Below are 21,302 nucleotides of genomic sequence, written 5' to 3'. Positions count from 1 at the left end.
TAAATGTAAAATATAGAATATTGAATATGAAATGTAAAATGGATGGGAATAGTTAATGGTAAGTAGCAAGCAGAGGCAGAAAAATAGCTGGAAACTGATCCCGACCCCGGTAGCTATCAGGACCGATCTAATATCTGAATAGAAAAATACAGAGATTCAGCAAGGCGGGATGAAGCTTTTGTGGGTGGAGTGAAAATAATAAATAAGGAATAATAAATGTGAAAGGGGGTGAAGGGTAAATGTAGAATGTTAAATATGAAATGTAAAATGGGTGGGGTAGTGAAAAGTAATTAGTGAAAAGTCAATAGCGGATGACACTGATAACTGAAAACTGATAACTGATCCCTATAGTTATCGGGACTGAAAATCTGATCTGAAATCTGAATACTGAAATCTGAATACTGAAATCTCAAATATCAATGCTAAAAAACTACATAAAGATCGCATGGCGGAATATAGTAAAACGCAAGTCGCTGGCTGTAATTAACCTGTTATGCCTTTCTATTGGTTTTTGCTTTGCGCTGGTCATTGGTGTTTATATTACACAACAAAAAAGCATAAACCAGCAATTCAGGAATATTGCGCATCAGTACATCCTCCGCAGCAACCGGAAGCCCGAAGATATGGGTACTTCCATTACCAACCCGGCCCCCTTTTCCAAAGCGCTGAAGGAGGAGTATCCCAACCTTGTTAAAAATTATTATCGGTATAACCCGGTAACAAACGTTGTATCAGCAGGAGACCAGTCCTTCAGGGAGAACATCGCTATCGGGGATACCAATTTTGTTTCGATGTATGGTCTGCCTGTTTTGTATGGCAACCCTGAAAGAGCCTTTGATAATGTGAATGCAGCAGTAGTGACCGCCTCGTTTGCCAAAAAAATGTTTGGCACCGAAAATGCAATTGGAAAAACAATTGCTGTTCAAACCGTTGTTGAGCATGTAAAACAGGATTATACTATTTCTGCCGTAATAAAAGACCTGCCTTATAATTCTGTTTTTAACCAGGGATATTTTGAGGGGTATACAGTATTTGTGCCAGGGATTGGTAACAAATATTATGGTTTCGGAGATCCGCTTACAGGCTGGACCAATAACAGCTGTGTTGCCATGGTTGAATTACAGGATGGTGTTTTGCCAAAAGATCTGATAGGGCCATCGAAACAGCTGCTTGCAAAATATACACCGGATTTCTTTCAAAAAAACCTTACGGTGGAATATGCTGCGGTAAAAGATTTTTACCTGCATGATAATGACAATGCGGTAGAACGGATGATCACCATCCTTAGTATCATCAGCATTTTTATCCTGATGATGGCCATTTTTAATTTTGTGAATATCAGTACTGCGGCGGCAACTTACCGGGTCAGGGAAATAGGATTGCGAAAGGTTTTTGGCAGTAAACGCGTGCAGATTGCTCTTCAATTCCTTATGGAAGCATGGCTGTTGGCTCTTGCCGGTGGTGTTTTGGCCCTTTTCCTGTATGAAACCACCCGGCCCTGGTTTTCCGGCGTGCTCGGAACGGAGATGATATCCGTATGGCATTTTAGAGTGCAGCAATATGCAGGGTTCGTTTTAATGGTAGCGGCTATTGGTTTTTTAGCCGGGGCTTATCCTGCGTTTTCTGTTGCCAGATCCGGTACGGCTATATCGGTTAAAGGCAAACCCCAGACAGCCAATTCAGGACTGCTATTCCGGCGCATAGTATTGATTGTTCAATTTTCGATGGCCATTCTTGTTTTTATTGGTGCCGCTATTGTGAACAAACAGGTGCATTTTATTTTCAACCGTGATACAGGATATAATAAAGATCAGCTGATGGTGCTGACTGCTTTTCCAAAACAATGGGATAGTGTGGGGGTGCAGAAAATGGACGCCATCAAACAGGGCTTATTGCAATTGCCGGAAGTGACCAGCGCTACGCTTAGTTTTGACTTACCGGACAGAACGCAGGGCGCTATGAATTTACTGCCTGTAAACGAAAGTGCCCGGCCAATCGTGGTTCCGTCTTTTGTAGGTGATGAGGATTATGGGCAAACATTCCGGTTGCGCATGAAAGAAGGCAATTTCCTGAATCACAAAAAGAATTTTGTTCCCGGCCAAATAGTGATCAATGAAACCGCTGCCCGTTTGCTGGGACTGGATAATGGTGCTGTTGGTAAACAGCTTAGAACTCCGGAAGGTGCTGTATATACTGTTACGGGAGTTGTAAAGGATTACAATGCGGCTACCCTGCGGGAAGCTATTAAGCCGCTTGCCATTTGTCATGTAAAAGATGCCCCGGGCTATCGTTACCTTACGTTGAAATTGAAGTACGCCACGGCAGGTGCTGTGGCAAGGATAAAACAGGAATGGCAAAAACTTTCCCCGGGGAATCCATTTGAATACAGTTTTATGGATGATAAGTTTGCAGCACTTTATAAATCGGAACTCCAGTTAAAAAAGGCAGCGACAACAGCCACGGTTTTGAGTCTTATAATCGTGTTCCTGGGTGTTTTTGGAGTAGTTTCCATAATGCTGATGAAGCGGGATAAGGAAATAGCAGTGCGGAAAGTTTTAGGCGCCGGTCTTGCCCATATTTTTGCATTGTTTATAACAGAATACAGCTGGTTGATCTTAATTGCCAATCTGATTTCCTGGCCGCTGGCGTATTATTTTATTTCCCAGTGGCTGAAAAGTTATGCCTATTATACAGAACAAGGTATTAGCGCCTATGTCAGCGTCGCTTTTATCATATTTGGATTGGTCTGTTTACTAGTTGCCGGAAGAACGTTTAAAACTGCGCTGGAAAATCCTGTAAAGAGTTTAAGGAACGAGTGAGATGAAATAAGGAATAGGAAATAATAAATGAGGAAGTGAATAGTGAATGGTGAAAAGTGAACAATGTCTGATAACTGAAAACTGAAAACTCAAATCTCAATGCTCCAGAATTATTTAAAAACCTTAATCAGAACATTTAAAAAGAACCGGCTGGCAACGGCCATTAATATCATTGGGCTTACAGTGGCGTTTGCCTGTGCCATTTTGCTACTGTTGCGGGTTCGTTTTGAGTTTTCATTCGATAATTTTTATCCGGATCAGGGACGTCTTTATAAAGTTTACAGTTTCAGTAATCAACCGGAAGGAAAAGTATACTCCGCTTCCATGCCTTATCCCATTGAAGCGGCCGTTAAAAAAGAGAATATAGGAGTGGAGCAGGCGTCACTTTTCATATGGGGCGGACGTGCCATCCGTTATGAAAAAAAAGAGATGAGCCAGAATGTACGATTGGTGGGTACGGACTTTATCAACCTGTTTTCATTGCCGGTAGTGGCGGGGAACCGCCAAACACCCCTGGGTTCTTCTAATGACCTGGTGCTGACAGCAGCGGCTGCAAAACGGATCTTTGGAACAGAAGACCCGGTAGGTAAAAAAATGGAGGTCAATATCTGGGATAAATGGGTGACCCTCACGGTTTCTGCTGTGGTAAAAGACCTGCCCAAAAACAGCTCTTTGGATTTTGACCTGTTGGCATCTTACCAATTGCACCCGGATTATGCGGAAGTTAAGAATAAGTGGAACTGGACCAGCGCCGATCTTTATGTAAAGCTCACCCCCGGCGCTAATGTAGCTGATTTTGAAAAACGCCTGCAATATATAGCACTGCGGAACGGAATGAGCGATACCGCCTACGCAAGAAAATCGGGGTTTTTTAAAGATGCGAATGGCAATTATGTGGGCATGGGCGCTTTACCAGTGAAGGAGCTTCATTTTAATAGTGAAATGGGATCCAATAATGCCGTGAGCAAACCTTTTTTATTTGTGTTGATATTGATTGCCTCGGTAATGCTGTTAATTGCCTGTTTTAACTTTGTAAATCTGAACATAGGTGTTTCTTTAACGCGCACAAAAGAAATAGGGGTACGCAAATGCCTTGGAGCTCAAAAAAGGCAGGTATGGCTCCAGGTTTGGAGTGAGAGTTTTCTTATGATATTGCTTTCAGTACTATCGGGTTCTGGAATTGCGTTACTGTTGATGAATAAGTTCAACCAGTTATTTGGTGCAAATATTGATGCTTCTTTATTTTTAAATCCTGTAGTACTATTCTCGTTACTGTTATTGACCTTTCTTATTTCATTGATCGCTTCCGGGTATCCATCTGTTTTAATGGCGCGGTTAAAAACCACGGAAGTGTTAAAAGGAAAATTAAGTGTTAAAAGAAAAGGGCTTCTCAGAAATGCACTGATTGTGGTGCAGTTTGTGATTGCCGTGGTATTGATTTGCGCTACCCTTATTATATACCGGCAATTCCAGCATTTACGTAAAGCGCCGCTGGGCTATAATAAAGATGCCCTTGTTTCTGTTCCCATCAAAGGAACGGAAAATGGACATGCGGTAGTAACAAAAATGCGCACCCTGCTGTCGGCACAATCTTCTGTTGAAAGTATTTCGGCAAGCTCGGTTAACCTGGGCCTGGGAGAAGATGGCAGTACATCTACCACCGGCTTTGGATTCGATTTTAACGGCCGCACCGTTTTCACGAATTTTATGTCTGCTGATTTTGATATTGTCAGGACACTTGGAATTCCTTTAAAGTCAGGAAGAGATTTTTCAGTGGAATATGCGTCCGACACATCAAATAATGTTATTGTAACCGAAAGTATGGCAAAGCAATTGGGCATCGGTGATCCGATCGGGCGGAAGGTTTTATATGACAGTTCCCAAGCTCCCTGGGTCATTGTAGGTGTTATTCCGGATTTCCAGTTGTACTCCATGTATAATAAAAGAGCGCCGTTAACCATTGGCGTCAATAAAGCATCTGACAGTTACCTGTTGATACGTATTAACACTAAAAACCCCGTTGCCACTATGGACCTTATTAAAAAGGCCTATAAGGAAGCCGAGCCTGGCGCGGAGTTCCGGGGCTCCTTTGTAAGTGAGAATGTAGACCGCTGGTACCGGTCGGAGCAGCAGTTGTCCAGGATGTTTACGGTAGCTGCTGTTATAGCTGTTGTGTTGTCCTGTATGGGGCTGTTCGGAATGGCCTTTATCATAGTGGGGCAGCGTACCCGGGAGATCGGTGTGCGCAAGATGTTGGGCGCTTCCGTAAGCAGTATTGCTATGTTAGTAAGCAGGGAGTTTATTCAGCCGGTTTTTATAGCAATAATTATAGCAACGCCAATTGCCTTATGGGTATTGAACAAGTGGCTGCAGCATTTTACCTACCGGGTACCTGTTACCTGGTGGGTATTTGCCGTGGCTGGAATGACTGCGCTCTGTATTGCAATTATAACAGTAAGCGCACAGGCAATAAAGGCGGCATATACCAACCCCGTCGAAACATTGCGAACGGAGTGAGCGGAGGAAATGTAAAATATGAAATAAGGAATAACTAATAATAAATGTGAAAAGGGAAAGGATAAATGTAGAATACAGAATGTTGAATTTGAAATGTAAAATGGATGGAGCGGTGATGTGAATAGTAAATAGTAAGTAAGGGCAGAAGGATAACTGATAACTGATTCCGATATCGGCGCTACAGGAACTTATCTCTCAATTCTGATTACTGGCGTACATCCGCTTAACTGTATCAAAACCGGACACCTCCTGTTTTAATAACGGACATTGTTTTGAAAATAAATCACCTTAACTTTATGATTTATAATATTTTGTGTTAATGGCACCCGGATTGAAGACCTATAGGGGGGGTGGGCCTGGAATTGGTGGGCCGTTGCTATGCGAGGTGCCGAATGCTGATCCCGATAGCCATCGGGACTGATCACTGAAAACTCAAATCTTATATATCATGTTATTATCATTAAAAGGAATTTACAAGTGGGTGAATACAGGAATCAATCGCACTTTTTTATTAAAGGATATTCACCTGGATATTGATGAAGGGGAATTTGTATCAGTGATGGGGCCCTCCGGCTCCGGTAAATCTACCTTGCTGAATGTAATTGGCATGCTGGATGATTTTGATGAAGGCGAATATCATTTTATGGGCGAAGCGGTACAGACGCTTAAAGAAAAACAGCGTACCGCTTTGTACAAACAATATATCGGATTTGTGTTCCAGGCCTATCATTTGATTGATGAGCTCACTGTTTATGAAAATATTGAAACGCCGCTGTTGTATAAAGGAATTAAAACATCAGAACGCAAAGCCATGGTAGCCGATATGCTGGACCGTTTTAATATTGTTGGTAAAAAAGACCTGTTCCCCACCCAGTTATCCGGTGGCCAGCAGCAATTGGTGGGTATTGCAAGAGCGCTGATCGGCAGCCCGAAATTATTACTGGCAGACGAGCCCACCGGTAACCTGAACTCAAAACAGGGAGCAGAAATTATGGAGCTGTTTAAACAGCTGAACCAGGAGGGGGTAACCATTATACAGGTAACCCATTCAGAAAAAAATGCAGAATACGGAGCGCGCATTATTCATTTATTAGACGGGCATATTGATAAAAGTGCAAGATAAAGAGGGACGTTATGAAAAGATTTTTTGTCATTTTGGGCTGCATAGGCATTAGTATGGGAATAAGGGCGCAGCAAACAACGTACACACTGGAACAATGCATTGATATTGCCCTTAAAAACAACCTGCTGGTTAGCCAGGCTGAGAACCAGGCCGGACGGGATGAGATCAGCAGGAAACAGGCACGGCTGAATATGCTGCCCAACCTGAATGCCTCCGTAAACCATGGCTGGTTTTTTGGACGTAGTATTGATAATACCACAAACAGCTATGTGGATAATAACTTCTATTCCGGTAGTTATAATATAGGAGGGGATGTAGCGCTTTTCCGGGGGGGCTACCTGCAGAACACAGCCAGGCAGTTATCAATGAATGCACAGGCATCAAAGATGAGCTGGCAGCAACAAAAAGATAATATCACACTTAACACCATACTGGCATACCTGCAGTTTATGAATGCACAGGACCTGCTTACACAAAGCATTAGTCAGGCAACGTTGTCTGAAAAACAGGTAAAACGGCTGACAGTAATGGACTCCAGCGGGGCTATAAAACCTTCAGACCTGTTTGACCTGCAGGGGCAGTACGCAAATGATGAGGCGTCTATCATTAACGCAAAAAGAGATGTGGAAAACAGCAAGATTGCCATTTGCCAGAATATGAATATTCCTTATGACAGCAGCATCGTATTTGAACGGATCGCCGTTCCTGACCTGTTTGAAAAAGTGGCCACAGATGCCAATACGGCCTATCATAGCGCCCTGGAGCGCTTTTCCCAGGTAAAAGTGGCGGAGTTTTCCCTTAAGAGCGCAGAATACGGTTTAAAGGCTGCCCGGTCGCAATTATATCCTTCCCTGAGCATGGGTTATGGGCTTGGAAGTAATTATGCACAATCCGGAGGCCGTCTTACTGACCAGCTCAAAAATAACAGCAACAAAAATATAGGGCTCACCCTGTCTATACCCATTTTTAATAATTTACAGGCAAGGAACAATGTAAAAACAGCAAAATTATTTCTAAAGGATGCGCAGCAGAACGATCAGGCAACAAAAACAGAGCTGCAGCAGAATATTCAAACGGCATATATTAATATGACCGCCGCATATGACCGGTATAAAAAATTACTGGAACGTGTAACTGCATTGCAGCAATCTTACCAGGCCGCAGAGGCCCGGTTTAATGTGGGCGTATGGAATTCTGTTGAATACTTAACCGTAAAAACAAACCTGGACCGCGCAAACATAGACCTGATAGGGGGCAGGTATGAATACCTGCTGCGTGTGAAGATCTACAATTATTACCAGGGCATTTCCCCGGAGGAAATGAAGCATTGATCCTCAACCGTATTTCTCTTTAAGTACCTGCGCGGCAATTTTATCAACAGGCAATGTCATTGTGCCCGGTGAAAAATAATCCCAGTCAATAAAACGGAAATTTTCTGATACATGATCCGGGAAAACAGGAGCGCCGTTGCTAACCGGGTACATAAGCGGGGTAACGGGTGCCAGCAGGTAATAAATGGAAATAAGCTGGTGCTGCTCATTAAAAGCAGACTGCTGAAAGAAGTCTGTTGTGTATAAATGCCCGGTCACTTTTACCTCCGCATTCATTTCCTCCCTGCATTCCCGTACCAGGCAGTCTACAGGTCCTTCTCCCAGCTCAAGACCGCCGCCGGGGAATTTGGTTACTTCATCATTATTCAGTATCCGTTCATCACTTACCAGAACCTGTTTGTTATCATTGACCAGGACCCCGTAAACCCGGATGTTGAAAGCCATTAACACCATTAGAATAGTTTTTTTCTGAAGGCCAGCAGGGCCAGTACAAGTATAACTAGGAATGAGAAAGAAGCAATAATATAGAACGGGTAGGCAGCCCCTTCAAGCCCGTTGTACACGTTCATGCTGAAAATACAGGCGGTTAAAAGCGGTATGCTTAAAAGTATAATGACTATAACCAGCTTTTTTAAATACAGGTTCTGGTTGTTGGCAATAACATGGCCAAAGGTGGTCATACTGCTGTTTAAAATATTGGTATATATGTTTGCCATTTCCAATGCCTGTGAGTTATCTACCATCAGGTCTTCGAGTGATTCAGTCTCTTCTTCGGTAAGGCTCAGGAATCCGGTACGTTGTAATTTGGCCAGCAGCAGCTCATTGGAACGAAGCGCTGCTACAAAATACACCAGGCTTTTTTGTAAGCGCATCAGTTCCTGCAGGTGCTCATTTTTATGATCGGTATAAAAATTCCGTTCAATGATGCCCCGCTTCCGGTTAATTTCCTTCAGGTATTCCATAAAATTCTGGATGATCTTTTCAATGATCTTGACCACCATAAGGCTTTTTTTATCCGGCTGACGGTTTTGAAATGTGGTCAGGAATTTTTTAATGGCGGGGTTCTCAAAGGAATTAACGGTTACAATATGGTTATGGGTAAGGATAATGATGATGGGAATGGTAATATAATCCGCATCGCTTTCGTTAAAGGAATTATTATCTGTAGGGGTTTTTATTACAAGCAGTTTTACGTTATCGTCTTCCTCAAAGCGGCTGCGTTCATCTATATCCAGCGAATCTGTTAAAAAGTCAATGGGGATCTCCAGCTTTTCAGAAAGCTCATAGAACTCTTCCTGCTTTAGAGGGGGAACCACATTGACCCAGCTGTCATTTTCCGGCTCAGAGATCTCAACCGTTTCATGGTCGATATTTTTGAAATACTTAATCATGTCCTGTTATATTTATGGTGCCCTTAAATACCTGCAGGGCAGGGCCTTTCAGCCAGATGTTGTTAAAGGAACCATCCAGTTCCCGGTGATAGCGGACATTCAGCTTTCCTCCGATGGTCTCAATATCTATCGAGTTAAATCCGTTGTCGTTATGATGAAATACCAGCGCTGCAGCGGTTACACCGGTGCCACAGGAGTAGGTTTCATTTTCCACGCCGCGCTCATAGGTACGAACGATCAGGCTGCCGTCTTCTTTTACCTGCACAAAGTTTACATTAATGCCTTCATCTGTATATTCTTTGCTGTAACGGATTCTTTGCCCTTCTTTAACTACATCCAGGCTCATGACGTCCGGCTCCAGTTGCACATAATGCGGAGACCCGGTATTAAGCACCGAATCTGTTTTGTATTTCCGGATGCCCTCCACATCTTTCATTTTCAGGGAAACCGCATCCCCCTCAAGAGTGGCCTCATGTGGCCCGTCTGTGGCCAGGAATACATACCTGTTTTTTTTAATGCCCAGGTCGTTTGCAAATTTTACAATACAGCGCCCACCATTACCACACATGCTTCCTTCCCACCCGTCTGCATTATAGTAGACCATTTCAAAATCATAGCCTTCTTTTTCATTTAATAACATGAACCCGTCTGCACCGATGCCAAAACGCCGGTCGCAGATGTGTTTTATCTGTTCTTCTGTGAGACGGGAACAATGGTTCCGCCGGTTATCTGCCAGCACAAAATCGTTTCCCGTGCCCTGGTATTTGTAAAATGTTATTTCCATTGTTGATAATAGTTAATAGTTCATAGTTCATGGTTCATTGGAACGTGCTGATGCCATTATAGCGGAACGATGAACTGAGCGTAGCAAGGAAGCTGCAACCTGTTTTGCCGCCGGTTTAAAAATGATTTTTAAAAATTTCCAGAAATCTGATGATCAGTTGTTCAACAGCCGCCTTGTTATCCTTGCTGAACTCCTTAACAATGCGATTGGCCACAATGGCGTTTAGGGCCAGGCAATTATGGCCCAGTAACCGTCCCAACCCAAAGATGGCCGAGGTTTCCATTTCAAAATTGGTGATGCGGTGCTGGCCGAAACGGAAATCCGTTAGGCGATCGATGAGTTGCGGGTTCCGCACCCCTAACCGCAGTACGCGTCCCTGCGGGCCATAGAACCCCGGGCAGGTAACGGTAATGCCCTGGTGAAAGCCCTCTACAAAATGTTTCAGCAGGGAGGGGGCGGCACCTGTAATATAAGGTGCGCTGAGGCCCTGCATCTGCACATGCGTAACAAAGGACTGAAGGAGCTGTGTTTCCTCATCCGTTTCTTCCGGGCGGTAAAAATTCAGTAAATTATCAAGTCCCAGCCCATGGGTGGAAGCTACAAAGCTATCTACCGGAATATCTGCCTGCAGGGCGCCGGATGTGCCAACGCGGATAATATTAAGCGATCTGAATACCGGGTTTATTTCCCGGGTTTCAAAGTTGATATTGACCAATGCATCCAGCTCGTTCAGCACAATATCGATATTGTCCGGCCCTATGCCCGAGGAAAGCACCGTAAGCCGCTTGCCGCCAATGGTTCCGGTATGGGTTACAAACTCCCGGTGCTGGCGTTTTACATCTATATTGTCAAAATATTTGCTGAATTCCTGCACCCGGTCCGGATCTCCCACGGTTACTACGGTATCGGCCAGTTCTTCCGGCCGGAGGTCCAGGTGGTAAATAGCCCCCCGGTTATTGATAATTAATTCCGATTCTGCGATTCGGCTCATAAAAAGGCATTTAATCTTTGCGAATATTTACCAAAAATATCCTATTTTTGCCAGCCTTCAAAGTTAAATGGTCCCGTGGCCGAGTGACTAGGCAGAGCTCTGCAAAAGCTTGTACAGCGGTTTGAATCCGCTCGGGACCTCCAGATAAAAAACATAAAATCCGCTACCATAGCGGATTTTCTTATGAAATACCCTGCTGCATTGACTTTTGCGGGGCGGGCTTCCGGTTATTCAGCCCCGGATGATAATATCTTTTCATATTGTATAGTAATTGAAAATGATTTACTGCAGTTCAAGCATTTTTGTAAGCTGTGAAAATACATACCGGGCTTCTGCCAGCAGTTTTTTTTCCTGTATATAAGGCGCTATCTTTAAAACGCGACTTTGCAGTTTTCTTTTGTAGCGTTCCTCAAACGGAATATATTCCAGTTCGCTTAGCTGCCACTGTTTTTTGACGCGTTCAATAAAGGAAGAACCGGATTGCAACAAGGAATGCTGGGTTGCAAACCGGTACCGGTGTACGGGTAACTGTTGAACAAATTCCAGGATCTTCCGGTTGTAATGTATCCATATCTTCAAATAATGCGTTGCATATTGCTGTAAAAGCGTTTTCAGGCGCTTTCGTTTTTCAAAATATCTCCGAAAGAAACCCAGGTGTTGTTCTGAAAGTATATCTTCCTCCATAGACTTGTAGAGGCGGGTGATGAGCGAACTGACCACGCTTCTGTAATCCCGGAACACAATGACATAAAAGGCATCGGGGATCAGTTCCCCGTAACAGTCCGTAAACAGGCAGGTTCTTGGTTCTTTCCACCCCCATGTAGCATGACGTTCGTTTTTTTTATTGATCAATGCCTGCAATTGCGCTTTTTCATTTCCCCGCAAGGGAGGTAATTCTTTATAAGTTAATCCATCGGGCGGCAGGTTATGCGCACTGAGTATGCGCTCGTGGGCTTCAAAAAAATCTTTGTCTTCATAATGCCCTTCAACGTTACCGATCCCTGCGCCCATCAATCTGTCGCCAATGTGCAGCCCGCAACTGTGCAACCATCCTGCGGTTAATGAGGTGCCGGAACGGTGCATGCCTAAAATAATAATTACTTTGTTGTTCATGTGCTTTTGGGGGAACCGGAAATTAAATCCGCAGATGTATCTTCCACGATAAGTTTTATTAATTGCTGTGCGCATTTGTCAGTTTCCATGCGGTCTGTGCGCAAATGCAGATCCGGGTCTTCAGGCTTTTCAAAAGGGTCATTAAGCCCGCTAAGATTTTTTAATTTATCCGGATGATCTTCCGGTAAGGAAGCTTTTTTGTATAATCCTTTTGTATCTCTTTCAATAAGCACCTCCAAAGGGCAGTCTATAAAAACTTCTTTAACAGCAGGGTATTTTCTTTTCAATTCGTTCCGGGCATCCCTGTAAGGATTGATGGCGCTGATAATGGCTACGATCCCTTTCCTGGATAATTGATAGGCAACCTTACCCAATCGTTTAATGTTTTCAATACGATCCTGTTTGGAATATCCTAAATCCCTGTTCAATGTTCTTCTATAAACATCGCCGTCTATGACCGCTACCCTGATTCCGTATAGCTTTGCCGCTTTGCGTTGAACGATGTCTGAAATCGTGGTTTTCCCCGCCCCGGACATTCCGCATAATTGGATGATCATATAAAAGTGATTTGTTAAAAAATAGTTAGACACCGCTTTGTCCTTACCCAATGCTATTTTTTATAACCAGGTAACTAAATTGCCGTTTTAAAGCGCATAAAGGAACAATGATTCCTCTCTATTACCGGATAGCGGCACAAAGAACTGTACCACTGTTATATACATATTCAATAGTTAAGATAAATACCTGGTTAAGAATAACGGCAATTGGTACTTAAAATATGTATGTATTGCAACAAATATATAGAAAATATATAGAAATCGTCACCACAATGCCCTGTTACATCAGGTTGGGATGAAGGATTTATAATTTTCTTTTGTATGCGGATCTGTTGGATGCTGTTGCCGGCGGATAAATTCTTATCGGGATGTTTTTATTTTAACGTATTTGTTGCTGATTTGCACCACAGATCATACGTCAACGCTTTTTCATAACAGTTTCTTTTTTTTGACCGGATTTGGAATAACTTTAATGCACTGTTATAATACAGGATGCATGATATGAACTACAACCGTATGATCCTTTTCTTGTTTTTGCTTTTGGGCAGCACTCCTGCCGAAGCAGCCCATATGCCCGGGCGCGCACTGCATGATACACTTCCCAGGTTGTTAGGGGCTGGTATTATTAGTACAGGCGGCTATGAAACGCATGCCTGTTTTACTCCATCGGGGGACACGGTTTATTTTTTACAATGCAGGCCGGATCTGGCCGCCTGCGCCATTTGTGTGTCTTATAAAAAAAAGGAAGTATGGTCACCGCCCGTGGTTGTTCCTTTTTCAGGCAAATACCTGGATGTGGACCCATTTGTTACAAAGGATGGAACAACCATGTACTTTGTTTCAGACCGGCCCGTTCATAAAAAAGATACGCTGAATTCCAGTTGGGATATCTGGAAAACGGAGTTGAAGAACGGGCGCTGGCAGGATCCGGTTCATCTGGAGGCGCCTGTTAACAGCGAAGCCAATGAATATTATCCATCGCTGGCTGATAACGGAACCCTGGTCTTTGGTTCTTCAAGAAAAAGCGGTAAAGGCGGTGCTGATATTTACAGGACTGAACTGGTGAATGGCCGGTACAGTAATGTTGAGAACATGGGAGACAGCATCAATACTACTGATAATGAGTATGAGGCTTTTATAGCTCCTGATGAAAGCTACCTGATTTTTATGGCCACTTACCCCAACGGATTGGGGAATGCAGATTTCTATGTGAGCTATAAGGCGGGTAAGGACTGGACAAAAGCCCGGAAGCTTGGCGCACCTGTTAATTCACCCGCAACAGAATGGGCGCCAAAGGTGACCCGTGACGGCCGCTATTTTTATTTTGGCAGCACCCGGAGCGATCCGGCGCCAGTGCCTGATCAACCACAGGATCTGCGGGGATTCCGGGATCGTATTTGCCAGCCGGGCAATGGCCTGGGAGATATTTATTATATTGACTTCAAAGTCCTGGAAAAAAATAAATAACAGCGTTTCAGTTGTCAGTCATCAATCTTAATAGTCCCGATCTATCAGGAACCTGTGTGAAATTGGTTGGCGTGGATTGTTCTAATAACAATACCGGATAAATAATGATAACTTATTGGCTTTCAATGTTGAAGAGTCTGGCGCAGTAGCGTGTGATACCATAAATTTTACGTTTGTGTGCCATTTTACGGCAATATCCTGTTGTGCGAGTTGGCGGCAAAAGTGAATATAAAGTATAAATGGTGAGAATTAGAACCAACTTCATACATGAAAAAAGAATTTCATGATTTAAGGTGATAATGCTATCTTTTTGTACACTAATAATAAAATGGAATGATGGAGCAGGAAAGTTTAGTTGAGTTATATCGGGAAGCCTTTCCTGAAGCGGCGCGTTTAATAAAGCGTTTAGGTGGAAATCTTGAAGAAGCGAATGATACTTTTCATGATGCGCTATTGATATATCTTGAAAGAGAAGCAAAAGGTACATTGCAAATTCATACTTCAGCAAAAGCATATTTGCTGGGCACTGCTAAAATACTTTGGCTTCATTCTAAAAATCAATATTTCGATTCATTGCCGGAAGATGTGGAAGCATTTGTTGATGAAGAAAATGCAGCTGCAGATGAAGATAAAAATGTTTTTCATTATTTATTATTGGCAGGACAAAAATGTTTGCACATACTCAAAGCATTTTATTACGATAATCTTTCGCTTCAACAAATCGCCGCAGTTTTTGGGTTCAATGGCGTTCGTTCGGCGACAGTACAAAAACATAAATGTATTGAAAAAATTCGCATAGAGCTAAAAAAAATGAATTTATATGAGGAACGATTTAATTGAGGTAGAGCAGATAGAAAAGTATTTATCGCATCAAATGAGCGGCGAAAAAAAATCACAATTTGAAACACGCATGCTTCTTGATGGTTCGCTATTTGAAAAAGTAGCAGCACAAAGACAGGTGCATAAACTTATTCGGATCTTTTCACGTAGGCAACAAAGAAATAAGCTGGAATTAATTTATCAGCAACTGCTGCGTGAACCTTCTTTCGTACAACAACTAAAAAATATTTTTGCCTGATATGATTATCCCTACAGTATTAGACAGTACCACAAGAGGTGCTTACGATATTTATAGTCTTTTGCTAAAAGAAAGAATTGTTTTTTTAGGCACAGCCATTGAAGAAAATATTGCGAATCTTGTAGTGGCACAACTTCTTTACCTCGATAGTGAAAGTCACAAGCCAATTATGCTTTATATCAATAGTCCCGGTGGCGTTGTGTATTCAGGTTTTGCTATTTATGATACGATACGAAAATTAAAATCACCTGTATCAACTGTTGCAGTTGGTTTTTGCGGAAGCATGGCAACCGTTTTACTTACAGCAGGTGCCAAAGGACAACGTTATGCGCTTCCTTATGCGACTGTGCACATGCATCCTACAGGTGGCGGTGCAAAAGGTTATACCGAAGATGTTCGCATTGCTTACAAAGAACAAGAGCGATTACAAAATCAAATATTTTATCTGATTGGCAAATTTTCAGGACATACCAAAGATGAAATTGAAGAGATGTTTCGCCGTGACCATTTTTTTAATGCTGTTGAAGCAAAAGAATATGGTTTGGTTGATGAAGTATTAGGCGATACAGATGATTTGATTAGCATAGAAGACATCAAATGCAAAATTCAATTTCAAGCGGGTAAAAATAGAGAGATGATAGGGTTTAAAAGGGAATAGTTATTGCCTGACAGGCCTATCATCATAAGTTCTTCCGTTAAATATTCTGTCTGTTTTCTTTTTGTTAGTGCCACTCCATTGTTTGAAGAAAAATTTTATCCTGCGGGCGCTTTGCGATTAAATACTGGAACTTATTTCGTCATCATTTACAGGTAAAAAGCTCGGGCTCCCTGGTCTTTTTTTCTTTTACGTGAAATAGTTAGAATACATTTGTGCCTTAACAGGAGTTTTTATGAAGGATGGACTAAAGGGGGCGATCTGTGTTTTTTTGGGAGCAGCAAGCTATGGCATTTTGGCCACAATTGTTAAATACAGCAATCATCTGGGCATCCACACAAGCATCTTAACAGTTACGCAATTTTTTACAGGATTGCTGTTTTTGACCGTTTATGCTTTTATCAAAGAACATAATCCGCGGGCGGTATCTGCCACAGACAGGAGAGCAGGCCGGGGCGATAAAACCAGGTTACTGTTTTGGGGAATTTCTTTAGGCACTACCACGCTGTGTTATTATTTAGCTATACAATATATACCGGTTTCAACAGGCATTATCTTACTGATGCAATCCATCTGGATGAGCATTGTGCTGGAATGGCTGCTGACGGGGAAAAGGATCGGGGCCAGAAAGATTGCAGGGGCTGTTACGGTGCTGATCGGCACTGTTCTGGCTACTGATCTGGTTAGCGCAAACAACCCGGTGGATTGGAGAGGATTGTTACTGGGGCTGGGGGCGGCTGTGTCTTATACCATAACGATGTATGCCTCCAGCAATGTAGCAAACGGGCTGCCCGGTTTTGTCAGGAGTAAATACCTTGTTTCAGGAGGGCTCATTGTTATTGCGCTCTTTTGGAATATCACTACTTTCCGGCATTTTTCAATGGAAGGAATAGGGTGGGGTGTTGCTTTAGGAGTGTTTGGCACCATATTGCCGCCCTTATGTTTTACAGCGGGCATTCCTAAAACCGGTTTGGGCCTGGGAAGCATTATCGCAAGCGTAGAGATTCCCGTTTCTGTTTCTTCTGCATTCCTGGTGCTTCATGAAAAAGTAGTAGCCAGCCAATGGCTGGGTATCGGCATTATTATAGCGGCTGTTGTTATTGTTAATAGTAATAAGACGAAAGCTCCACCTGGCAGATGACTGATCAATCAGGCACCTAACCCTGGTGATAAATCCTATTTTTGTAGGTTAAAAAGTAAAAATGAAGATGCACCCGCAAAAGAAGCAATTAATGACTGCCATTGCTGATGACTTAAAAGGAATCGATGGTGTTAAGGCTGTTGTGCTGGGCGGTTCTTATGCAGAAGGGACAGCAACCCCTGCTTCTGACATCGATATCGGAATTTATTATAATGAAGACCGGCCGTTTACCATAGAGGCTATAAAGACGGTTGCGGAACGGTATGCGATCGATACCCCGGTTGTTACAGGATTTTATGAATGGGGGCCCTGGGTAAATGGTGGCGCCTGGATAAGAACCCCGCAAGGGAAGGTGGACTTTCTGTACAGGAATACAGTCCAGGTAAGGCAAACCATTCATAAAGCTATTGAGGGGGTCTGGGAGCATCATTTTGAACAACAGCCTCCGTATGGATTTTCCTCCTTAACCTATTTGGCAGAAATAGCAATAGCTGTTCCGCTCTATGACCCTCATCAGATTATTGAGGCATTTAAAAAACAGATTTTTCCTTATCCGCAAAAGTTGAGAACTGATGTCATTAACCGCTCATTATGGTCTGCCGAATTTACCATTCGGATCGCAGAGGGGTTCATAATACAGGAAGATCTTTATAATGTTGCAGGCTGTATTACCAGGGCGGTAAAGAACATAGTAAATGCGTTATTCGCAATCAACAATTGCTATCCCTTAGGGGATAAAAGGGCATTTAATACATTGGATGGATTTTCTTTAAAACCGGATGATTTTAAAGAACAGGTTGAAAAGATATTATCCTTGTCCAAGCATTCACTAAATGCTAATGTGGCGTTATTAAAAGCCCTGCATAAAAACATCCTTCAATTTGCCGGAGAACTCTATAAACCACTGTATGATCTGAAAAACAGGTAGATGTTCAGGAGGCTTGGCATTAACGGCGCATTCTGCAACAGCGGGGAGCCTGAAGAACTAAAAGAATAACCCGTGCCGTTCAGTGTTCCCGCAGAAACCGCTCTGCCTGCCATCGGTAGGTAAACCGGCGAGGCAGGGAACAGCGCTGGCAACCATTCATCTGCGCTTCCGCCAAAGGCGGGAGGTCTGCGTTGTCAGCGGGATATAACACAAAGTGAAATTCATGATAGACCAACAAAAAAGTGTTACGTCTTTGGAAAAATTTTCGGACGGATTAAAATATCACTCCCATATAATAATGTTGTTTATCCTTTAAACCGGTTAATCGCTGCCTCAATCCCTTGCTGCGTTTCAGGAACTGACCAATCCAACCCGCGGATAATTCTTGCCTGAATGCTTTCCACAAAGGGTTTATAGGATGCATAGTAGTTTGAAAATGCCGATTGATAATCCCCGTTTGATGCCTGAAGTTCCTGCGCTAAAATTGTAGCCCCCTGCATTGCCAGGCTTGTGCCCATCCCTGTGGGGAAGCTTGCGGTATGCGCGGCATCCCCAACCAAAGCAACACGCCCTTTTGACCAGGCAGGCATGTGAATCTGACAAACTTCATCAAAATATAAATTGTCTGAATGAAGCATGGTGTCTAAAATACGGGGTATTTTCCAGGAACTGTTTTGGAAATGATCCTTTAAAATTTGCCGGTGCTGTGCCATATCCCTGTAATCATAATTTAGTTTAGGTGACCTGAAAACAAGTAAGGCATTGACCGTTTTTTTAAAAGGATAAAGCGCAGCCAGCTTGCCCGGCTCCTGGTACATTACGGCTCCGGAATGGGGCCTGCCGGTTTTTATGCCAGAGGCTTCAGCTATGGCAAAATAAGCACCAAAGAATCTTGAATATGCTGCTTCATTACCAAAAACAAGTTTCCTTACGGCAGAATGCGTTCCGTCTGCTCCAAAAACGAAGTCAAAATTGCTGCGTTTCCCGTTTTTAAATGTTACTGTAACCTGGTCTTTTTGCTGAATAAGCTCTTCAATTCTGTTTTCAAAAAGGAATTCGACTGTGTTTGCCGGAATGTTTCCATAAAGTATATCCACTAAATCGTCGCGGTGAATTTCAATATCCCCCCGGTATTCGGCCTGTGCATTTAACGAAAAAGTAACAAGCGGCTCATTTTGGGCGTTTACCATTGCATCAGTATGTACAAATTCCCTTGCTTTAATTTTTTCCAGTATGCCCATTTCTTTTGCTGCATCTAAGGCTTTGCCTCTTACATCAATGGGTGAGCCGCCTTTTCTTAGGCCCTTTGAAATTTCAATGACGGTGACCTTATAGCCGTGCCGGTTCAGCCAGTACGCTAATGTTAATCCTGCAATACTTGCTCCTGATATTAAAACCTGTTTTTTCATTTCTGACTTTTGTTTTATCCTGCAAAAATGAATGTAGCTTTGTAAATAAAATAACACATTAACTACTAATAATAGTCGTAAAAATTATGCCGGCAAAGAATGATCAACAGGATATCCTTCAATTCGTAAATAAAATAGGTTATCATATAGGAGAGACGGTTCAGTATCTGGAACTACACTATCAGAAAAGCTTTGATTTTTCGCCGGACATGGCTATGTTCCTTGCTTCTTATACGGTAAAGAAAACGTTTACACGCCCGACAACTGCGCCAAAATATATCAAGAACAGTATTTGCTTTTTCTTCAGAGATGTATTGAATAATAATGGCCCGGCAATTACAAAAAGGAAGTCAGCAACGCAGGATGAAAAGCCATTCATACGGGTGTTTCCTTCTACGTTCTCATATACCAGTCTTTTTAAAAAGGGTTCCCATGTAAAGATTGTTTCTGTGCTGATCAGTGCCGACTATCTTAAAAGCTTTTTAAAAAATGATGCTGAACAGTTTCAGTTTTTATTTGAGACCCGTCATGACTTTTTAATAGAAGAAATCATGACGGATGACATTGCACGCACTGTAAATGACATTGTGAAAAAAGAGGAACCGGGCGCGCTCAGAAGTTATCATTACCGGCTGAAAGCAATGGAACTGCTTTTTTATTTGTTTCAAAGTTTGGGCAAACGGGAAAAATCTCCTCACCGAAGACTCAGCGAAAAGGACATAGCATCTATTTACAAAGTACGTGACAAGCTTGTTTCATCATTGCACAAACCCAGTTCTATTGCAGCATTAAAGCAAATTGCAGGGATGAATGAATTGAAAATGCGCAAAGTTTTTATGCAGGTTTTTGGTATGGGGATTTATGATTACTACCAGCACCTGCGCATGAAGGAAGCCGCAAGACTTTTACGCAGTGAAAAGCTGTCCGTATCAGAAGCCGGTTATCAATTGGGATTTGAAAACCTGAGTCATTTTTCAAGGGTATTTGAAAAGCACATCGGCAAAAAGCCCAAAAAATATAGCAGCGAAGTTTAATGGGGTTTGTTAGAAATGAATTTACAAAGCTGCGTACAAAAGTGATCACAGCTGCGGCCGGCCCTGTTCTTAAAACTGTACTGGGAAAACCAGCAAAGGGATCCGGGTATGCCAGGCCAGTTTTCTGGATATGCTTTTCTGGAGCAGCTCTGTTAGTGCGCTTTGCTGCCGGTGTAAAGTAATCATCAGCCCTGCAGCGTGGTCTGTAGCAAAACTATTGATGCCTTCTGCCGCATCCGGATGATCAATATAATGATACTCGGGGTGATATTGATCCAGCAGGGTATGGAGGGCACTGATCTCTTTTCTCAGATCGATGGCATCGCTTTCCTTTTTTGCTACATTCAGAACCAGCAGCCGGCCCTGCATACCTGTCAGGAATTTTTCTAACAGGGGGAGCGCTGTTTTTTCTTTTACGTCTTTGAGATCAGTGGTCAGCAGTACTGTTTCGGGGAGGCTGATCTTTGTTTCGGGAGGTACAATTAATAGCGGATAGGGGCATGTTTCCATAACGCGTATGGTATTGCTGCCTACAAGCAATTTTTCCCAGCCGGTTTTTCCGGTAATACCCATCACAACAAGATCTGTTTTTTCATTGTTCCCGATCCGTCGGATCCCTTCCTCCAGATCCGCATCATCCAGTAATGACCGGACCGTTGTTCCCGGACCGGCAAGCTGTTGCACAGACTCCTGCCATTTTTCCATGTTATGGAGGATTTCAGGACGCTGGTCTTCGTTGACTACTACCGTTACCAGTTCATTTGCTATTGCTGGCAGAGGGTGGTATGCGTGGTATAACACCATACGTTTACTGTTCCATTTCCTGGAAAGCATGCCGGCATATTCAGCTGCTAAAAAGGCGTTATCAGAAAAATCGGTAAGGACAAGGATGGATTGCATATGACCTCATTTTTATAAATGATACTGATCTGCAAAATTATTAAAAGCAGTTTACCGGAATATT

Annotated in this window: 19 protein-coding genes and 1 tRNA gene; 12 read left to right on the top strand and 8 right to left on the bottom strand. The window is 42.9% G+C overall.

Translation table 11 applies throughout. The features are described from left to right. Window positions 1-419: 419 nt before the first annotated feature. The 4 genes from A8C56_RS11120 (at window position 420) to A8C56_RS11105 (ending at window position 7,790) form a co-directional block, all read left to right on the top strand. The gene (locus A8C56_RS11120) at window positions 420-2,819 is read left to right on the top strand and encodes an ABC transporter permease (RefSeq protein ID WP_067755799.1); all 2,400 of its coding nucleotides are present in this window, start codon (window positions 420-422) and stop codon (window positions 2,817-2,819) included. Between the two features lie 99 nt (window positions 2,820-2,918). Next, window positions 2,919-5,336, top strand: a complete 2,418-nt coding sequence (locus A8C56_RS11115; protein WP_067755796.1) for an ABC transporter permease — start codon at window positions 2,919-2,921, stop codon at window positions 5,334-5,336. A gap of 448 nt (window positions 5,337-5,784) precedes the next feature. Further along, window positions 5,785-6,459: an ABC transporter ATP-binding protein gene (locus A8C56_RS11110; RefSeq protein WP_067755793.1), complete on the top strand. Its 675-nt coding sequence runs from the start codon at window positions 5,785-5,787 to the stop codon at window positions 6,457-6,459. Between the two features lie 11 nt (window positions 6,460-6,470). Further along, the gene (locus A8C56_RS11105; protein ID WP_067755790.1) at window positions 6,471-7,790 is read left to right on the top strand and encodes a TolC family protein; all 1,320 of its coding nucleotides are present in this window, start codon (window positions 6,471-6,473) and stop codon (window positions 7,788-7,790) included. A 3-nt stretch (window positions 7,791-7,793) separates the two neighbouring features. Here A8C56_RS11105 and A8C56_RS11100 read toward each other — a convergent pair whose 3' ends face one another. From A8C56_RS11100 to A8C56_RS11085, 4 genes are all read right to left on the bottom strand, one after another. Beyond that, complete coding sequence (locus A8C56_RS11100; RefSeq protein ID WP_245645853.1) at window positions 7,794-8,234, bottom strand: NUDIX domain-containing protein; 441 nt, start codon at window positions 8,232-8,234, stop codon at window positions 7,794-7,796. Between the two features lie 8 nt (window positions 8,235-8,242). Further along, entirely contained in the window at window positions 8,243-9,181 is a 939-nt protein-coding gene (locus A8C56_RS11095; RefSeq protein WP_067755784.1) for a magnesium transporter CorA family protein, read from the bottom strand. Then, on the bottom strand, window positions 9,174-9,965 hold the full coding sequence (gene dapF / locus A8C56_RS11090) for a diaminopimelate epimerase (RefSeq protein WP_067755781.1): 792 nt from the start codon (window positions 9,963-9,965) through the stop codon (window positions 9,174-9,176). The genes A8C56_RS11095 and dapF overlap by 8 nt, the downstream gene beginning before the upstream one ends. 115 nt (window positions 9,966-10,080) lie before the next feature. After that, window positions 10,081-10,956 carry a nucleoside phosphorylase gene (locus A8C56_RS11085; RefSeq protein WP_067755779.1) on the bottom strand — a complete coding sequence of 292 codons (876 nt, stop codon included), beginning with the start codon at window positions 10,954-10,956 and terminating at the stop codon, window positions 10,081-10,083. 69 nt (window positions 10,957-11,025) lie between these two features. Here A8C56_RS11085 and A8C56_RS11080 point away from each other — a divergent pair. Continuing rightward, window positions 11,026-11,099, top strand: a tRNA-Cys gene (locus A8C56_RS11080). Window positions 11,100-11,238: 139 nt separating this feature from the next. Here A8C56_RS11080 and A8C56_RS11075 read toward each other — a convergent pair. Both A8C56_RS11075 and cysC read right to left on the bottom strand, forming a co-directional pair. Further along, window positions 11,239-12,069: a sulfotransferase family protein gene (locus tag A8C56_RS11075; protein ID WP_067755776.1), complete on the bottom strand. Its 831-nt coding sequence runs from the start codon at window positions 12,067-12,069 to the stop codon at window positions 11,239-11,241. Continuing rightward, the gene (cysC, locus tag A8C56_RS11070; RefSeq protein ID WP_067761908.1) at window positions 12,066-12,626 is read right to left on the bottom strand and encodes an adenylyl-sulfate kinase; all 561 of its coding nucleotides are present in this window, start codon (window positions 12,624-12,626) and stop codon (window positions 12,066-12,068) included. Before cysC ends, A8C56_RS11075 begins: the two co-directional genes overlap by 4 nt. 501 nt (window positions 12,627-13,127) lie before the next feature. On the opposite strand from cysC, the gene A8C56_RS11065 reads away from it, so the two are divergent. The 6 genes from A8C56_RS11065 to A8C56_RS11040 all read left to right on the top strand — a co-directional run bounded on the left by A8C56_RS11065 (window position 13,128) and on the right by A8C56_RS11040 (window position 17,895). Further along, on the top strand, window positions 13,128-14,093 hold the full coding sequence (locus tag A8C56_RS11065; protein WP_067755773.1) for a TolB family protein: 966 nt from the start codon (window positions 13,128-13,130) through the stop codon (window positions 14,091-14,093). 333 nt (window positions 14,094-14,426) lie between these two features. Further along, window positions 14,427-14,933: an RNA polymerase sigma factor gene (locus tag A8C56_RS11060; protein ID WP_067755770.1), complete on the top strand. Its 507-nt coding sequence runs from the start codon at window positions 14,427-14,429 to the stop codon at window positions 14,931-14,933. Beyond that, the gene (locus A8C56_RS11055; protein ID WP_157097951.1) at window positions 14,914-15,171 is read left to right on the top strand and encodes a hypothetical protein; all 258 of its coding nucleotides are present in this window, start codon (window positions 14,914-14,916) and stop codon (window positions 15,169-15,171) included. The genes A8C56_RS11060 and A8C56_RS11055 overlap by 20 nt, the downstream gene beginning before the upstream one ends. Window position 15,172: 1 nt before the next feature. After that, entirely contained in the window at window positions 15,173-15,829 is a 657-nt protein-coding gene (locus A8C56_RS11050) for a ClpP family protease (RefSeq protein WP_067755764.1), read from the top strand. 232 nt (window positions 15,830-16,061) lie between these two features. Next, window positions 16,062-16,967, top strand: a complete 906-nt coding sequence (locus tag A8C56_RS11045; RefSeq protein WP_067755761.1) for an EamA family transporter — start codon at window positions 16,062-16,064, stop codon at window positions 16,965-16,967. A gap of 61 nt (window positions 16,968-17,028) precedes the next feature. Continuing rightward, window positions 17,029-17,895 (top strand): nucleotidyltransferase domain-containing protein, encoded by an 867-nt coding sequence (locus A8C56_RS11040; RefSeq protein WP_067755759.1) that lies wholly within the window; start codon window positions 17,029-17,031, stop codon window positions 17,893-17,895. Window positions 17,896-18,200: 305 nt separating this feature from the next. Here the strand turns inward: A8C56_RS11040 and A8C56_RS11035 are convergent, their stop codons facing one another. Continuing rightward, window positions 18,201-19,304 carry an FAD-dependent monooxygenase gene (locus A8C56_RS11035; protein ID WP_067755756.1) on the bottom strand — a complete coding sequence of 368 codons (1,104 nt, stop codon included), beginning with the start codon at window positions 19,302-19,304 and terminating at the stop codon, window positions 18,201-18,203. An 86-nt stretch (window positions 19,305-19,390) separates the two neighbouring features. Here A8C56_RS11035 and A8C56_RS11030 point away from each other — a divergent pair, with 86 nt between their 5' ends. After that, on the top strand, window positions 19,391-20,338 hold the full coding sequence (locus A8C56_RS11030) for a helix-turn-helix domain-containing protein (protein ID WP_067755753.1): 948 nt from the start codon (window positions 19,391-19,393) through the stop codon (window positions 20,336-20,338). Between the two features lie 69 nt (window positions 20,339-20,407). Here the strand turns inward: A8C56_RS11030 and A8C56_RS11025 are convergent, their stop codons facing one another. Continuing rightward, window positions 20,408-21,238, bottom strand: a complete 831-nt coding sequence (locus tag A8C56_RS11025; RefSeq protein WP_067755750.1) for a universal stress protein — start codon at window positions 21,236-21,238, stop codon at window positions 20,408-20,410. Window positions 21,239-21,302: the final 64 nt, after the last annotated feature.

Source organism: Niabella ginsenosidivorans (assembly GCF_001654455.1).
GTDB classification, from domain to species: Bacteria; Bacteroidota; Bacteroidia; order Chitinophagales; family Chitinophagaceae; genus Niabella; species Niabella ginsenosidivorans.
This window is presented reverse-complemented; position numbering and strand designations above follow the sequence as displayed.

What these genes read in the sequence shown, in the direction of transcription:
- A8C56_RS11120 (WP_067755799.1), top strand. Translation starts at nt 420, where the DNA reads ATGCTAAAAAACTACATAAAGATCGCATGGCGGAATATAGTAAAACGC.
- A8C56_RS11115 (WP_067755796.1), top strand. Translation starts at nt 2,919, where the DNA reads ATGCTCCAGAATTATTTAAAAACCTTAATCAGAACATTTAAAAAGAAC.
- A8C56_RS11110 (WP_067755793.1), top strand. Translation starts at nt 5,785, where the DNA reads ATGTTATTATCATTAAAAGGAATTTACAAGTGGGTGAATACAGGAATC.
- A8C56_RS11105 (WP_067755790.1), top strand. Translation starts at nt 6,471, where the DNA reads ATGAAAAGATTTTTTGTCATTTTGGGCTGCATAGGCATTAGTATGGGA.
- A8C56_RS11100 (WP_245645853.1), bottom strand. Translation starts at nt 8,234, where the DNA reads ATGGCTTTCAACATCCGGGTTTACGGGGTCCTGGTCAATGATAACAAA.
- A8C56_RS11095 (WP_067755784.1), bottom strand. Translation starts at nt 9,181, where the DNA reads ATGATTAAGTATTTCAAAAATATCGACCATGAAACGGTTGAGATCTCT.
- dapF (WP_067755781.1), bottom strand. Translation starts at nt 9,965, where the DNA reads ATGGAAATAACATTTTACAAATACCAGGGCACGGGAAACGATTTTGTG.
- A8C56_RS11085 (WP_067755779.1), bottom strand. Translation starts at nt 10,956, where the DNA reads ATGAGCCGAATCGCAGAATCGGAATTAATTATCAATAACCGGGGGGCT.
- A8C56_RS11075 (WP_067755776.1), bottom strand. Translation starts at nt 12,069, where the DNA reads ATGAACAACAAAGTAATTATTATTTTAGGCATGCACCGTTCCGGCACC.
- cysC (WP_067761908.1), bottom strand. Translation starts at nt 12,626, where the DNA reads ATGATCATCCAATTATGCGGAATGTCCGGGGCGGGGAAAACCACGATT.
- A8C56_RS11065 (WP_067755773.1), top strand. Translation starts at nt 13,128, where the DNA reads ATGAACTACAACCGTATGATCCTTTTCTTGTTTTTGCTTTTGGGCAGC.
- A8C56_RS11060 (WP_067755770.1), top strand. Translation starts at nt 14,427, where the DNA reads ATGATGGAGCAGGAAAGTTTAGTTGAGTTATATCGGGAAGCCTTTCCT.
- A8C56_RS11055 (WP_157097951.1), top strand. Translation starts at nt 14,914, where the DNA reads ATGAGGAACGATTTAATTGAGGTAGAGCAGATAGAAAAGTATTTATCG.
- A8C56_RS11050 (WP_067755764.1), top strand. Translation starts at nt 15,173, where the DNA reads ATGATTATCCCTACAGTATTAGACAGTACCACAAGAGGTGCTTACGAT.
- A8C56_RS11045 (WP_067755761.1), top strand. Translation starts at nt 16,062, where the DNA reads ATGAAGGATGGACTAAAGGGGGCGATCTGTGTTTTTTTGGGAGCAGCA.
- A8C56_RS11040 (WP_067755759.1), top strand. Translation starts at nt 17,029, where the DNA reads ATGAAGATGCACCCGCAAAAGAAGCAATTAATGACTGCCATTGCTGAT.
- A8C56_RS11035 (WP_067755756.1), bottom strand. Translation starts at nt 19,304, where the DNA reads ATGAAAAAACAGGTTTTAATATCAGGAGCAAGTATTGCAGGATTAACA.
- A8C56_RS11030 (WP_067755753.1), top strand. Translation starts at nt 19,391, where the DNA reads ATGCCGGCAAAGAATGATCAACAGGATATCCTTCAATTCGTAAATAAA.
- A8C56_RS11025 (WP_067755750.1), bottom strand. Translation starts at nt 21,238, where the DNA reads ATGCAATCCATCCTTGTCCTTACCGATTTTTCTGATAACGCCTTTTTA.